The following is a 14,973-nucleotide window of genomic DNA, read 5'->3' on the forward strand; positions in this document are numbered from 1 at the left end:
TGGGATTACTTCTTGTTCGGGTTCGGCATCCAAGCCGGCATGGCGACGTCGGCGTGGGCGAACTGCGGCAGCTTGGCGCCGAGCTCTTCCATGTTCTTGATGTCGTTGTCGTTGAGGTCTTTTTGGGTGATCAGCGTCGGTGGAACGATGACGTTGTGGCCCGGATCTTCACCGGCCAGCATCATCGCCAGCGTACGAACCGATACCTGGCCGACGACAGCAGGGTTGGTGGCGGCTGTTGCTGCCCAGGCGCTGTCCGGTTCGCGCATCGCGGCGATATCGGAGGTCGAGATATCGGCCGAGTAGATCTTGACGCTGGACGACATGCCGGCTTCGTCGACGGCGATCTTCACGCCCTTGGCGAATTCATCGTAAGGCGCGAACATGACGGTGATGTCCGGGTTGGCTGATATGACCGAGCGAGCCTGGTTGGCGACGGAATTGGCAATCGGGTTGTCCATGGTGCCGAACATCGCGGCCTCGTTGATGCCCGAATATTTCTTCTTGAATTCCTTCCAGGTCTCGTCGCGGCGGTCGAGCGGCGCGATACCAGCGACGTAGACATAACCGGCCTTCCAGCTTTCGCCATTGTCCTTGATCGCCTGTTCCAGAGCCAGGCGGGCAAGGTCGCGGTCGGATTGTTCGACCTGTGGAATCTTTTCGTTTTCGACATTGACGTCAAAGGCGACGACCTTGATGCCGGCATCCACCGCGCGCTGGGCCGCTTCCTTCATGGATTCGGTCAGGCCGTGCTGGATGATGATGCCCTGGACGCCAAGCGCGATGGCCTGATCGACCATGTCGGCCTGCAGGGCTGCGTCCTGGCGGCTGTCGAGTACGCGCAGATCGACGCCGAGCGCCTTGGCCTGCGATTCCACGCCCGACAGATAGGACTGGAAGAAGTCGCCGGTCGACAGGTAGCGCACCAGCGCGATCTTGACGTCACCGGGCTTGTCGAACGGTGCTGGCATATCAGCGGCAAACGACACGGCTCCGAGCGTCGTTGCAGCCAGCATCCCAAGCGTGAGCTTTGAGAAAGTTCTCCGCGTAAAAGTCATAAGGGTCTCCTCCACATTAGACTTGTTGTTTGATTTGCAGTCCCGCACGGAGCTTTGCTCCTTAGCGTTTGCCCCTCCTCGAGAGCGCAAAGGTGAACACCAGGGCGATGACGAGCACGAAGCCCTTGACGAAGTCCTGGGTGTAATAAGGCGCGTTCATCATCGTCAGGCCCTGCAGCAGAACACCGACGAACAGCGCGCCGATGGCGGTGCCGAACGCATTCGGTTTGGCGGCGCCGAGCACGGCAAAGCCGATCAGGGCTGCGGCGACGGAATCCAGCAGAAGATTATTGCCCGACGCGATGTCGCCGCGGCCGAGACGGGCGGCCAAAAGAATGCCGCCGATCGAGGCGAACACGCCGGAGATGATATAGGCCCAGATCTTGTAAGCATTGACCGGTGCACCCGCGAGCCCGGCCGCCCGCTCGTTCGAGCCAACCGCATACATCATCCGGCCAAAACGGGTATATTCCAGGAAGAACCAGATGAGGATGGCGAGCACGATCAAGACTACGACCGACACCGGCACCAGATTGGGTAGGACGAAATCGAAGCGATGACGGCCAAGCGCCAGGAAGGCGGGGCTGAAGGTGCCTGTGGCAGTCGATCCATCCGGCATGCTCATGCCGGTGGCAATCGAGCGGCCTTCGGTGGGGATACGCTGCAGGCCGACCAGCAGGAACATCATGCCGAGCGTTGCCAGAAGGTCCGGCACGCGCATGTAGACGATCAGGAAACCGTTGATCAGGCCGACGATGACGCCGATGGCCAGGCAGACAAGCGTTGCCGTCAGTGCGTCGCCACCCATGACAACCATGACGTAGGACGACGCCATCATCGCCGTGGTAGCAACCGATCCGATTGACAAGTCAAAACCGCCGACCACCAAGGTCGCGGTCACCCCGAGCGCCAGGATGCCGGTGATCGACACGGACTGGAAGATGAAGACGGCGCTCTGCGGCGAGGCAAAGCCGCTGGTCATGATGCAGAAATAGAGGATCATGCCGAACAGCAGCGTGATGAAGCCGTATTTGATGGCGATCTCGCGCGGTGTCAGCGTTGCCGCCGGCGGTGCGGCCTTGTGGGTGGATGGACTGGCAGTTGTCTGTTCAATGCTCATGTCTAAAGTACCATTTCATGTTGGCCGGCAATTTCGGCCAGAAGTCTGTCGACATTGACGTCGGCGTTGCGGTGCTCGCCGACCAGCGTGTGTTCCGACATCACCAGAATGCGGTCGGCGATCTCGAAGGCTTCATCCAGTTCGGTCAGAAAAACGATGGTGGCGCGGCCTGAAGCCGAAGCACGCAATTTGGCGGCGATATCCCGGCGCGCGGAAATATCGACGCCCTGGAAAGGCTCGTCGAGAATGAGCAGGCGCGAAGCCTGGCTCAGCCAGCGGCCGACCATGACCTTTTGCTGGTTACCGCCCGACAATGTGTGCATCTCGTCGCGCTCGGTCCGGCAGACGATGCCGAGTGCTGAAATCTGCTGGCGCGCCTGCGCCCGCTCAGCACGGCGATTGGAAATGCCGAAATTCGAAATCCGCTTCAAGAACGGCAGGCTGACATTCTCGTAGATATTGAAATCTGGAACGATGCCGCTGTCGCCGCGATCCTTGGCGACCAGGAAGACACCCTGATCGATCGCTGCCCGTGTCGTTTTCGGTGCGTAGGTCCGGCCGTCAAGCGTCATAGATCCGGACACAGGAACGCGGGCGCCGAACAGGGTCTCGGCCAGCGCTGTCTTGCCGACCCCGACAAGGCCGGTGATCGCCACCACTTCGCCGTCACCCAGCGTCATCGAAAACGGTTTTGCGCCTCGTGCTATGGTGAGCTTTTCCGCCTTGAACACCGGCGCCGTACCGTCGCGCACAACAATGTTGCTGAGGCTGATCTTCTGGCCAAGCATGGCGTTGACTGCGCCTTCGTAGTCGAGATTTTCGCCTTCGAACAGCCCGGCAATGCGGCCGTCCCGCAGCGAAACGATGCTGTCGGCGAGGCGCCGGATGTCGGACATGCGGTGTGAAATATAGAGAATGGCAACGCCACGGGCGCGCAAGCGGTCGACCAGTTCGAACAGCCGGTCAGCTTCTGCACTCGACAGCGACGAGGTCGGTTCGTCGAGAATAAGCACCTTGGGCTCGTGCGCCATGGCGCGGGCAATGGATACCATCTGCCGGTCTGCCAGCGAAAGATCGGCGACCATGGCATTGAGATCGATGGCCAGCCCCATACGATCGGCGACGGCCTTTGCTTCGCGCCGGATACGCCTGGGATTGAAAATCAGGTAGGCATCACGACCGTTCATGCGGTCGAGCGTCAGGTTGGTGGCGACATCAAGATCGGCAACGACACCGTCATTGATGTTCTGGTGCACTGTGACGACACCGGCGCGCATGGCATCGGCGGGGGTGGCGGGGTCATAGCGCTGACCGGCAAGCGTGATGGTGCCTGCGTCGCGTCCATAGACGCCGCTGACGATCCTCACCAGTGTCGATTTACCTGCTCCGTTGGCGCCCATCAGCACTGTGACGGCCCCGGCGCGCAAATTTAGATCGACCCCACCCAGAACCTGGATTGAGCCGAACGATTTGCGCAGACCCTCAATACGGAAAACGTGTTCCTGTATCATCTGCTCCTCCCTGACAATCAGGTTAGGCTGTCATCTAATCAAATGTCAAGCCCATTGACATTTGACAGAATGGTGGCTTACCAAAAGAGAAAGGACGGCGTGAATGCGTGTGGAGACGCATCGCACCGGGAGCGGGAACGAGGAAAGCGCCAGGTGTTTTTTCCGCCTGACGCGCCGCTCCGATGGAGAGGAGGAATCATGAGTACGAACAACTTCGAGGCGCTGACACCCGAGACGTTGCCGCAGCGGCTGGGCAGCAATGCCGCCCTCTCAGGCCGGATCGGCGCGAATAGTGCACATTGGAAGGTGCGCGAGGTCGGCGACGGCAATCTCAATCTCGTTTTCATCGTCGACGGTGACGCTGGCAGTGCTATCGTCAAGCAGGCGCTGCCTTATGTGCGGCTCGTCGGCGAAAGCTGGCCGCTGCCATTGAAGCGCTCCTATTTTGAATATCACGCGCTGAAGCGTGAGGCGGAGCGCGATCCCGGCATGGTGCCGGAGGTTCTTCATTTCGACCGCGAGCAGGCGATCATCGTCATGGAATTCCTGACGCCGCACGTAATCCTGCGCCGGGCACTGATCGATGGACGGCAACTGCCAAAGATCGGCTGCGACCTTGGCCTGTTCCTCGCCCGCACGCTGTTTCGCGGTTCCGATCTCTCCATGGAAGCGCGCAAGCGCAAGGAAGATCTGGCGCTGTTCGCCGACAATGTCGAGCTTTGCGACATCACCGAAAACTTGGTCTTTTCCGACCCCTATTTCGACGCCAAGCTCAATCATTTCACCACGCCACAGCTTGACGGGATCGTTGCGGAGCTGCGCGCCGACCGCGACCTCAAGGTCGAGGCGCAACGGCTGAAACATCTGTTTACCGCCAATGCCGAAACACTGCTGCATGGCGACCTGCACACCGGTTCGGTCATGGTTACCGACACGGAAACGAAGGTCATCGATCCGGAATTCGCCTTCTACGGTCCGATGGCGATCGATGTCGGCATGCTGCTGTCGAATTTCTGGATGAGCTATTTTTCGCAATCCGGCCACGAACAGGATGGCAGCCGCGAGGGTATGCGGGCCTATCTGCTTGGTGTCCTCGTCGAGACTTGGGAAACATTTCGCACCGAATTCTCGCTTCTCTGGCGCACCGAGCGGACCGGTATTTTATACCAGCGCACATTGTTCGAAGACCAGGGCGATCACCTGGGATCGGAACAGGCGCTGAACGAGGTGCTGCACACCTTGTGGACCGACATGTTGGGCTTTGCCGGCATCGAGATGCACCGCCGCATCCTCGGTCTTGCCCACAATGCCGATTTTGAAACCATCGAAGACCCGGATGTCCGGGCCTGCTGCGAAACCAAGGCGCTTAAGCTCGGGCGCCATTTAGCCGTCAATCGGCGCCGCATCCACAGCATTGCCGAGATCAATGCGCTTGCGGAACGCCTCGAGAAGGAGACAGTCATTTGAACGTCGGAGATCGCCACTACCACACCATCTGGCTCAACGAGGATGGCCGGTCGGTCGATATCATCGACCAGCGCTGGCTGCCGCACGAGTTCCGGGTCGTTACGCTGAAGACCGTCGATGATGTCGCCGTTGCCATCCGTGACATGTGGGTGCGCGGCGCGCCGCTGATCGGCGTCACTGCCGCCTATGGTGTTGCCATTGCCATGCAGGATGACGCCAGCGATGCCGCCCTCGATTCCGTCTGGGACGTGTTGCACGAAACCCGGCCGACCGCGATCAACCTGCGCTGGGCGCTGGATGAAATGCGCAATGGACTTCGGAAGGTGCCGGTTTCCGAGCGTGCCGCCGCTGCCTATAAGCGTGCCGCCGAAATCGCCGAGGAGGACGTGCAGCTCAATCGCAGCATCGGTGCCAACGGTTTGAAGGTGATCCGCGAGATCGCCGCGCGCAAGAAGCCGGGCGAGCCCGTCAATATCCTCACCCATTGCAATGCCGGCTGGCTGGCCACCGTCGATTATGGCACCGCCACAGCCCCAATTTATATGGCGACCGAAGCCGGTATCCCGGTCCATGTTTACGTGGACGAAACGCGCCCCCGCAACCAGGGCGCCCAGTTGACGGCTTGGGAACTGAACGGTCACGGCGTGCCGCATACGCTGATCGTCGACAATGCGGGCGGCCATCTGATGCAGCATGGCCAGATCGACATGGTGATCGTCGGCACCGACCGCACCACCGCCGATGGCGATGTCTGCAACAAGATCGGCACCTATCTGAAGGCGCTCGCCGCCAAGGACAATGGCGTTCCCTTCTACGTCGCCCTGCCCTCACCGACGATCGACTGGACCGTGCATGACGGCGTCAAGGAGATCCCGATCGAAGAGCGCAACAGCGATGAAGTGACTTTCGTACAGGGCCGCGCCGCCGATGGATCGATTGCCACGGTGCGCATCTCGCCGGAAGGCAGCCCTGCGGCCAATCCGGCCTTCGATGTCACCCCGGCACGGTTGATCACTGGTTTGATCACCGAGCGTGGCATCGCCGAAGCCTCGTCTCAAGGGTTGAAAGCCCTGTTTCCGGAACGGAGCTGAGTGCGATGAACCTATCCAACCAGCAGACTACCGAAGATGTCGCCGCCGGAATTCGCAAGCGCGTCTTCCTGCACACGATGCGCAACAATGGCGGCTATCTCAGCCAGGCCTGCTCGGCCGCCGAAAGCCTCGCCTTTCTCTACAACGAGGCACTGACGCTGGGTGAACCGACCTTGCCGAAGGTGCCGCTGCCGTTCGGCGGCGTGCCGTCCGCCGCCAACCCGGATGCCTTTACCGGTGCCGGCTATCACGGTCCGTTCGCGCCGGAATTCGACCGGCTGATCATTTCGCCTGCCCATTATGCGCTGGTGATCTATTCGGCCCTGATCCAGGTCGGCCGGATGGACGAACATGCGCTCGACCACTTCAATGTGGATGGCGGCTCCGTCGAGATGATTGGCGCCGAACACAGCCCGGGCATGGAAGTCACCACCGGCTCCCTGGCGCAGGGGCTGTCGATGGCCGCTGGTATCGCCTGGGCTCGCAAGCGCAAGGGTGAACCCGGCAAGGTCTGGGTCTACATGTCCGACGGCGAGTTCCAGGAGGGACAGACCTGGGAATGCCTGGCGGCGATGGCCTATCACGGTATCGACAACATCCGCGTCATCGTCGACGTCAACCGCCAGCAATGCGACGGCGCCATGTCGTCGGTTCTCGACCTTGGAGACCTCGTCGCGCGCGTCGCCTCCTTCGGCGTCACCTGCCGCTCGATCGACGGGCATGACCTCAATGCCATGCGGGCCGCTGCCGATAGCGCCGAGCCCGGCAAGCCTCTGATCATTCTGGCCAACACCTCACCCTATCAGGGCATGGAGTTCCTGAAAAAGCGTTTTCCGCGCCTGCACTACGTCCGTTTCAAATCGGCTGACGAACGCCGGGAAATGCAGACCGCGATCGCTGCCGAACTCGGTGTCGATGAAGCCGAAATTGCGAGGGCCTGATCATGGTCGATATCGTCAACCGTCCCTATGCCAAGGCTTTCGAAACCTTCGCTTCCACCCGCCCAGAAATCCTCTGCCTGTCCGCCGACCTCACGTCATCCTGCGAAGTCGATGGTTTCCGCGACCGCCATCCGGACCAGTTCCTGTCGCTCGGGATGGCCGAACAGAACATGCTGTCCTTTGCCGGCGGTCTCGCCATGCAGGGCTTCCGGCCGTTCCTGCATACGTTCTCGGTGTTCCTCTATCGCCGTCCCTATGACCAGCTGATCAACTCAATCGCCTATTCCAACCGCAAGGTGCGGCTGATGGGTTTCCTGCCCGGCATCACCACGCCCGGCGGCATCACCCATCAGGCGATCGAAGACATTTCGGTGATGCGCGCCATCCCGAACATGACCATCCTCGAATGCGGCGACGCCACCGAAGTCGAAACCGTGCTTGAGGTTGCCGACAGCATCGATGGACCAGTCTATGTTCGCGTGCTGCGCGGCGAGGTGCCACGGCTGTTCTCGACCCCGTTCGAATTCAACAAGCTGCGCACGCTCAGCGAAGGTGATGACATATTGGTTGTCACCGCGGGCGTGTGCACTGAAGAGGCCCTGCGTGCTGCGGAACCGCTGAAGACTCGTGGTATCGGCATCCACCATCTGCATGTCTCGACCCTGAAACCCTTTGATCGTGACGGCCTGATCAGGGCGGCGCGCGGCAAGAGGGGCGTCGTGACCCTGGAAAACCACACAATCAATGGCGGCCTCGGGTCGCTGGTGGCGGAAATTCTGGCGGAGGAAGGGCTCGGCGTCAAACTGCGGCGCCTCGGCCTGCAGGACACGTTCGCACACGGCGCATCCAAGCCTTACCTGATGAAGAAATACGGGCTCGATGCCAGCGCGCTGGTCTCTGCCATCGGCCAGCTTCTCGGCAAAGATCTTGATATCGACGACGCGGAACTCGAAGCCGTGCGGATCGACACTGTGCATTCTGCCCAGAAGGCGGAGGCACTGTAATGGCCCGCTTTTCGGTGACCTATTGGATTGGTGTTGCCAGCGAAACGGAGGCCCGTGCGCGGGCTCTGGAGATCGCCGTCGAGCAAACGGTGGAAATCCCGCGCGATATCGTGCCGGCCGGCTACATCGAGGACGAGATTCTCGGGCAGATCGAGAGCGTCGAGCCCTGCACCGATACGCGTGGCGGTTTCCTCACGGAAATCTCCTATAGCGACGACGATATTGGTGACGACTTTCCGCAGCTCTTAAATATCGTCTTCGGCAATTCCTCGATCCGGACACAGACCCGCGTCGAGACGATGACGCTGTCGCCTGCGATCACCAGGCTGGTGTCCGGTCCCCGGTTCGGAATACCGGGACTGCGCGAGCGTACCGGTGTCAAACAGGGGCCGATTCTGATGTCGGCCATCAAGCCGGTGGGCCTCTCCATTGCCGAACTTGCCGGGCTCGCCCATCAGTTTGCACTGGGCGGAATGGACTACGTCAAGGATGACCATGGCCTTGCCAACCAGAAGACATCGCCGTTCACTGAGCGCCTGAAAGCCTGTACCGAGGCCATCGGCGATGCCAATGCAAAGACCGGCTTTGCCACCACCTATGTGCCGAACATCACCGGCCCGTCCGATCAGATATTCGAGCGTGCCTGGATGGCCAAGGAGATGGGGGCCGGCGGCGTCATGCTGGCACCGTCGCTGGTCGGCTTCGACGTTTCGCGCGCCTTGGCCGCGAACCCGGATTTCGCCCTGCCGATCGTCTCGCATCCGACCTTCGGCGGCACCAACGTCATCACTCCGACTACCGGCTTTTCCCATCGCTTCTTCTACGGCATCCTGCAGCGGCTGATGGGGATTGATGCGGTGATCTATCCGAATTTCGGTGGCCGTTTCAGTTTCTCCCGTGATGAATGCCTGGCGATTGTCGATGGCTGCACATGCGACCTCGGTGGTCTGAAACCGATCCTGCCCGCGCCTGGCGGCGGCATGACCTTCGAACGCGTGCCGGAAATGCGCGATGCCTACGGGGATAGTGTGATGTACCTGATCGGCGGCGCCCTGTTGCGCGAAAAGTCCGACCTTCCGGCCGCCTGCCGAAAGCTCATCGATGCGGTTCGAACCGGTAACTGACCGATTTGATCGAGGGGCGCCGGCAGCGGCGCTCCTGGAGCGCGACGAATCTATACCTTCTCCGACCGCTGCAGCATGCCGAACAGGTCACGTGGATCGTCCGGATCGGCGATCATGTCGAGATCCTGGTACAATCCCGTACCAGTCAGCTTGCTGCGGATATAGCGAAGCGCCGAAAAGTCCTCGATGGCAAACCCGACGCTGTCGAACAATGTGATCTGGCGGGCATCGCGGCGGCCGATGGCCTGGCCGTTGATGACCTTCCACATCTCGGTCACGGGATATTCCGGCGGCATTTGCTGTATCTCGCCCTCGATCCGCGTCTGCGGGGTATATTCCACATAGGTATCGGCGCGGCTCAGGATGTCGCGATGCAGCTCTGTCTTGCCCGGGCAATCTCCGCCGACAGCGTTGATATGGACCCCGGCGCCGATCATGTTGTCGGTCAGGATGGTGGCAAGCTGTTTGTCGGCGGTACAGGTGGTGATGATACCGGCGCCTTCGATCGCAGCTTGCGACGAGGCGCAGGCGGTCACCTTCAAACCCGAGCGAGAGAGGTTGCGGACAGCCTTTGACGTTGCCAGCGGATCGATGTCGTAGAGTTGCACATGGTCGATACCGCAGACCGCCTTGAAGGCCAGCGCCTGAAACTCCGCCTGTGCGCCATTGCCGATGATGGCCATGGTACGCGCGCCTTTCGGCGCAAGATGCTTTCCGACCATCGCGGAGGTGGCCGCCGTCCGAAGCGCCGTCAGCAATGTCATCTCTGTCAAAAGCACCGGATAACCGGTGGAAACTTCCGCCAGCAGCCCGAACGCCGTGACCGTCTGCAGGCCCTGCGCCATGTTTTTCGGATGGCCGTTGACATATTTGAAGCTGTATATCTCGCCGTCCGATGTCGGCATCAGCTCGATGACGCCTTCCTTGGAATGGGAGGCAATGCGGGGTGTCTTGTCGAACAGATCCCAGCGTCGGAAATCGGCCTCGATGACATCGGCCAGTTCCACCAGCACCGTCTCGATACCAATAGCGTGAACGAGGCGCATCATGTTGGCGACGCTGACGAACGGGACGAGAGCTTTGTCCGATGGCAGAAGCGAGTGCATCGAGATATCCTTTTGAACGCCTGCGGCGCTTGGAAATGAGTAGACGGGAAGCCCTTATCGAAAGCCCGAAAAAGCGGTCGCTGCAGTTCGCCTTATCGGCACGGCAGCGACCGCTTCAGACGTTATCGCAGCGGCGCCAATTCGGCCTCTGCTAGGTCAAGAGCCACCAGCAGACGGTCCAAGGCGAGGTCGATCGTGTCGCGGGTCCAGACCAGTGGCGGCGACATGATCAGCGTGTCGCCCGTGGCGCGGATCATCAGGCCGTTCTGGACGGCGTGATCCCGCACCTTGATTGCGGCTGATCCGTCCGGTTTGAACCGTGTCCGTTCCCCTTTGTCCCGGACGATTTCGATTGCACCCATCAGTCCGACCGACCGTGTCTGCCCGACCAGCGGATGATCGTTCAGCCGTCTGGCGAGTTCCTTGGCAAGATACGGCCCGGTATCGGTGCGAACCCGTTCGACCAGACCTTCACTCTCGATGATCTCCAGGTTCTTCAACCCGACTGCGCAGCAGACGGGATGACCGGAATAGGTATAGCCGTGATTGAATTCGCCTCCCTTTTCCACCAGCGTGCTGGCGATCCTGTCCCCGATCAGCAGCGCCGATAGTGGCTGGTAACCCGAGGTCAGTGCCTTTGCCGTGGTGATCGTGTCGGCCTGGATGCCGAAAGTGGTTGCCGCAAACCACTCACCGGTGCGGCCATAACCGGTAATGACCTCGTCGAGCATCAGGAGGATGTCGTATTTCCTGCAGATCCGCTGGACTTCCGGCCAGTAAGTGGCGGGCGGAATGCGAACGCCACCGGCACCCATCACCGGTTCTCCGATAAAGGCCGCGACCTTGTCGGCACCCGCCGCAAGGATGGCCTCCTCGATGGCGCGCGCCGCGCGCAGGCCAAAATCATCATCGCTTTCGCCGGGTAGTGCCAGCCCATAGGCATAAGGTTCCAGCACATGCACGATGTTGGGCACCGTGCCGCCCATCTGCTTGTGCATATGGCTCATGCCGCCGAGCGAGGCACCGGCCACTGTCGAGCCGTGATAGGCATTGTCGCGCGAGATGATGATGTTCTTTTCCGGCTTGCCCTCCAGCGCCCAGTAATGGCGCACGAGACGAACAGCGGTGTCGTTCGATTCCGAACCCGACGAGCCGTAAAACACCTGATTGATGTTCGGCGGGGCGATTTCGGCAAGCTTGGCGGACAGCTGCACCGGGGCTGGCGTCGCGCATTTGAAGAAGGCATTGTAGTAGGGCAGTTCGCGCATCTGTGCGGCGGCAACATCGGCCAGTTCGTCGCGGCCATAGCCGATATTGACGCACCAGAGGCCGGCCATCGCATCGAGAAGTTTGCCGCCTTCGCTATCGTAGATGAAGGGTCCTTCGCCGCGTACGATCATGCGCGATCCGTGGGATCGCAGCTCCTTGTGATCCGTGAACGGGTGGAGAAAATGCGCAGCATCCTGCGCCTGCAACTCCGGCAGGGAATATTTGTGGTTCGAAAGGGTCATCATCGTATCCTTTATTTCTGACGTTTGGTGAAACAGGGTCAGAGGGATACGGGCGGCGAATAGCCGATACGGGCGCAGAGCAGCATCAGTTCAGCATGAAGCGTCCGCGCCGATGGCGTCGAAACGAACTCATGCGCTCTGCGTACTGCACTCTCCGTCATGACATGGTCTTTCGCAGAAACCGGTTGCTGTTCACGCCGACGATATCCGGCGGTTGCCGATGCGGCAACATGGTATTGCTATTGGCATCGCTTCGATTGACATCAAAGGCCGAGCTTGTCGCGCAATCCGTACCACCAGGCCCCGAGCATGGTGAACGGCACGCGAAAAGTCTTGCCGCCAGGAAACGGAAGGTTGGGCAGAGCGCTCCACACATCGTAGCGTTCCGCATGACCGGCGACCATCTCGCCGAGGATCTTGCCAAGCAGGTGTGTGGTGGTGACACCGTGACCACTATCTCCATGGGAGAAATAGACCGTGTCGGACAGCCTGCCCATATGCGGAATACGCGTCAGGGTCAGGGCGAAATTGCCGCTCCAAGCATAATCGATCTTCACCTTGGCCAGTTTCGGAAAGGTCTTCAGCATGTTCGGCCGGATGATTGCGGTGAGGTCCTTCGGATCCTGGCCGCCATAGCCGATGCCGCCGCCATATAGCAGCCGGTTATCAGCGGTGCGGCGGTAATAATCAAGAACATAGTTGGCATCCTCGACACAGTAGTTGGCCGGCAGCAGGTCTTTGATCAGTCCGGCATCAAGCGGCTCGGTTGCCAGCACCTGGCTCGAAACCGGCATCATCCGGCCGCCGATTTCCGGTAGCAGTTCGCCGAGATAGGCATTGCCGCAAACCAGCACATATTTCGCCCGCACCGAACCTGTCCGGGTGCGCACCACCGGAGAAGGCCCCTTCTCGACGCCGATCACCCGCGAGCTTTCGAAAATCCGCCCGCCGAGGCTCTCGACGGCTGCGGCCTCGCCCAGCACCAGATTAAGCGGATGGATATGTCCGCCGAACCGGTCGATCATGCCTCCGGCATAGCGGTCGCTGTCGACATGTTTGCCGACGTCGGCCTTGGATACCATTTCAAGTCCGGCATGGCCGCGTGCCTGCCAATATGCGCGGTGGTTCGCCATCTCGCGAACCTGCTTGTCGGTGAAAGCGGCGAAAAACCCGCCGTCGACCAGATCGCAGTTGATGGCGTATTTCGCCACACGCTCGCGGATGATATCGCCGCCTTCCAGGGACATGGCAGCCAGTTTTGCGGCTTTCTCCGGCCCGTACCGCCTGCCAATCGTTTCCAGATCACGGCTGTAGCCATTGACGATCTGGCCGCCGTTGCGCCCCGACGCGCCGAACCCGATACGCTCGCCTTCGAGCACGACGACGGAAAAACCGCGCTCGGCCAGTTCCAGCGCCGCCGAGATGCCGGTAAAGCCCGCGCCGATGATACAGACGTCGGCCGTGGTTTCGCCTTGCAGGATGGGTCGCAGACGCCTGTCGTTTGCCGAGGCCGCATACCAGGACGGAGCATGGCCGGGATTGGTATTGGTGGTAGCAATAGTCATGTCAGACCGTCCTGATATAGGCGTCGTATTCGACGTCCGTCACTCTGAGGGAGAATTCCGAAAGTTCCTGCCGTTTGCAGGCGGTATAGAGCGACCGGTATCGCGGCCCGAGCGTTGCATAGGCAAAACCGGACCGCGCGAAGCTTTGCAGGGCATAATCCCAGTTGGTCGGTAGCGGCTGGTGACTGACGGCGTGATCGTCGCCGGTAATGGCGCCACCCGGCTTGGTTTTTTCCGTCATTCCCGTCAGTGCCGCCCCAAGGATCATCGCCAGAACCAGGTAGGGATTGGTATCTGAGCCGGCGACCCGATGTTCGATGCGGGTCGCGGGCTTGCTTGCCGTAATCACCCGCACGGCGGCAGAGCGGTTGTCGAAACCCCAGGAGGCGTAGGTCGGCGCGTGTTCGCTGGGTCGCAGCCGGCGGTAGGAATTGAGATGCGGTGCAAAAACCGCCAAACTGTCGCCCATGTTTTCAAGAAGCCCGCCGACCGCATGCATCAAGGTTTCGGCCGGCCCATCTTCTCCGACGAAGATATTGCAGCCATCCTCGTCAAGGATGGAGAAATGCACGTGCATGCCGGAACCGGCCTGCGTTCCATAGGGCTTGGCCATGAAAGTGGCATCGAGATCGTGCCTGCGGGCAACGCCCTTGACGATGCGTTTCAACAGCACAGCATAATCGGCGGCCTGCAGCGCGTCCGGCACGTGATTGAGGTTGATTTCGTACTGGCCGGGGCCGTTTTCGCGCAGCGTCGTATCGGCTGGAACGCCCTGCGCGCGGCAGGCGGTGGCAATTTCGTGGAAGACATGCTCGAAATCCTGCAGTTCCGAGATCGACAGAACCTGGGTCTGCCCAGTATGCCAGCGTCCCTCGCGGGTATTGGGTGGCCGCACCGGATCGAGCGCCGAACGGACCGGGTCGATCAGGTAGAATTCCAGTTCAGTCGCCACGACCGGCGTCAGCTTCATTTTGGCAAAGCGCTGCATCACATCGACAAGCGTCTGGCGCGGGTCGCTGTAGAAACCGGTGCCGTCGGGGTTTTTCATGCTGAGCAGCACTTGCGCTGTCGGGCGGTTGAGCCAGGTCACCCGCGACAGCGTGCCGGGCACGGGAAAGCACAGGCCATCGGGATCGCCGGTTCCCTCTGCCAGCCCGGCGGCGTTGACATCCCGCCCCCAGATGTCGAGCGCGTAGACGGAGCGCGGAATGGCCATGCCCTTCATCAGTACATCCAGCGCCCGGTCGCGTGGGATCCACTTGCCGCGCGGTACGCCGTTGACGTCGATCACGAAGGCTTCCAGCACCTCGATGTCGGGATTGCGGTTTATAAAGTCTGAGGCTTCATGCTCATCTATCATTGTCCACCAATTATGTGCCGCTGGCCGGTGGCTACCGAGCTAGGCGGTCTGTTGCGATATCCTTTGCGGGCAACGATCGGACGCCTTCGTCACAAGGACTGTTCAGATCGAACCC

At 60.7% G+C, this 14,973-nt stretch carries 13 protein-coding genes; 5 read left to right on the forward strand and 8 right to left on the reverse strand.

Going from position 1 to position 14,973, the window contains the following annotated elements; genetic code table 11:
- Positions 1–5: 5 nt before the first annotated feature.
- The 3 genes from ACQY8Q_RS02895 to ACQY8Q_RS02905 all read right to left on the reverse strand — a co-directional run bounded on the left by ACQY8Q_RS02895 (position 6) and on the right by ACQY8Q_RS02905 (position 3,689).
- Positions 6–1,058 carry a substrate-binding domain-containing protein gene (locus tag ACQY8Q_RS02895; RefSeq protein WP_428424475.1) on the reverse strand — a complete coding sequence of 351 codons (1,053 nt, stop codon included), beginning with the start codon at positions 1,056–1,058 and terminating at the stop codon, positions 6–8.
- A 61-nt stretch (positions 1,059–1,119) separates the two neighbouring features.
- Entirely contained in the window at positions 1,120–2,061 is a 942-nt protein-coding gene (locus ACQY8Q_RS02900; protein WP_428425534.1) for an ABC transporter permease, read from the reverse strand.
- Positions 2,062–2,180: 119 nt separating this feature from the next.
- On the reverse strand, positions 2,181–3,689 hold the full coding sequence (locus tag ACQY8Q_RS02905; RefSeq protein WP_428424477.1) for a sugar ABC transporter ATP-binding protein: 1,509 nt from the start codon (positions 3,687–3,689) through the stop codon (positions 2,181–2,183).
- Between the two features lie 198 nt (positions 3,690–3,887).
- Here ACQY8Q_RS02905 and mtnK point away from each other — a divergent pair, with 198 nt between their 5' ends.
- The 5 genes from mtnK to ACQY8Q_RS02930 are packed head-to-tail and all read left to right on the forward strand — an operon-like array spanning position 3,888 to position 9,316.
- A complete protein-coding gene (mtnK, locus tag ACQY8Q_RS02910) occupies positions 3,888–5,156 on the forward strand; it encodes an S-methyl-5-thioribose kinase (RefSeq protein ID WP_428424479.1) in 1,269 nt (422 codons plus the stop codon).
- On the forward strand, positions 5,153–6,247 hold the full coding sequence (mtnA, locus tag ACQY8Q_RS02915) for an S-methyl-5-thioribose-1-phosphate isomerase (protein ID WP_428424481.1): 1,095 nt from the start codon (positions 5,153–5,155) through the stop codon (positions 6,245–6,247). Before mtnK ends, mtnA begins: the two co-directional genes overlap by 4 nt.
- Before the next feature lie 5 nt (positions 6,248–6,252).
- Positions 6,253–7,188: a transketolase gene (locus ACQY8Q_RS02920; RefSeq protein ID WP_428424483.1), complete on the forward strand. Its 936-nt coding sequence runs from the start codon at positions 6,253–6,255 to the stop codon at positions 7,186–7,188.
- A gap of 2 nt (positions 7,189–7,190) precedes the next feature.
- Positions 7,191–8,192, forward strand: a complete 1,002-nt coding sequence (locus ACQY8Q_RS02925; RefSeq protein WP_428424485.1) for a transketolase family protein — start codon at positions 7,191–7,193, stop codon at positions 8,190–8,192.
- On the forward strand, positions 8,192–9,316 hold the full coding sequence (locus ACQY8Q_RS02930; protein WP_428424487.1) for a RuBisCO large subunit C-terminal-like domain-containing protein: 1,125 nt from the start codon (positions 8,192–8,194) through the stop codon (positions 9,314–9,316). The genes ACQY8Q_RS02925 and ACQY8Q_RS02930 overlap by 1 nt, the downstream gene beginning before the upstream one ends.
- A 50-nt stretch (positions 9,317–9,366) precedes the next feature.
- Here ACQY8Q_RS02930 and ACQY8Q_RS02935 read toward each other — a convergent pair whose 3' ends face one another.
- The 5 genes from ACQY8Q_RS02935 to ACQY8Q_RS02955 form a co-directional block, all read right to left on the reverse strand.
- On the reverse strand, positions 9,367–10,422 hold the full coding sequence (locus ACQY8Q_RS02935; protein ID WP_428424489.1) for an ornithine cyclodeaminase: 1,056 nt from the start codon (positions 10,420–10,422) through the stop codon (positions 9,367–9,369).
- A gap of 122 nt (positions 10,423–10,544) precedes the next feature.
- Positions 10,545–11,933 (reverse strand): aspartate aminotransferase family protein, encoded by a 1,389-nt coding sequence (locus tag ACQY8Q_RS02940; protein WP_428424491.1) that lies wholly within the window; start codon positions 11,931–11,933, stop codon positions 10,545–10,547.
- Between the two features lie 38 nt (positions 11,934–11,971).
- Positions 11,972–12,094 carry a capsid protein gene (locus ACQY8Q_RS02945; RefSeq protein ID WP_428424493.1) on the reverse strand — a complete coding sequence of 41 codons (123 nt, stop codon included), beginning with the start codon at positions 12,092–12,094 and terminating at the stop codon, positions 11,972–11,974.
- 102 nt (positions 12,095–12,196) lie between these two features.
- Complete coding sequence (locus tag ACQY8Q_RS02950; protein WP_428424495.1) at positions 12,197–13,498, reverse strand: NAD(P)/FAD-dependent oxidoreductase; 1,302 nt, start codon at positions 13,496–13,498, stop codon at positions 12,197–12,199.
- A gap of 1 nt (position 13,499) precedes the next feature.
- Positions 13,500–14,858, reverse strand: a complete 1,359-nt coding sequence (locus ACQY8Q_RS02955) for a glutamine synthetase family protein (protein ID WP_428424497.1) — start codon at positions 14,856–14,858, stop codon at positions 13,500–13,502.
- Between the last annotated feature and the right edge of the window lie 115 nt (positions 14,859–14,973).

It is taken from the genome of Pararhizobium sp., from assembly GCF_965279435.1.
GTDB lineage: Bacteria > Pseudomonadota > Alphaproteobacteria > Rhizobiales > Rhizobiaceae > Pararhizobium.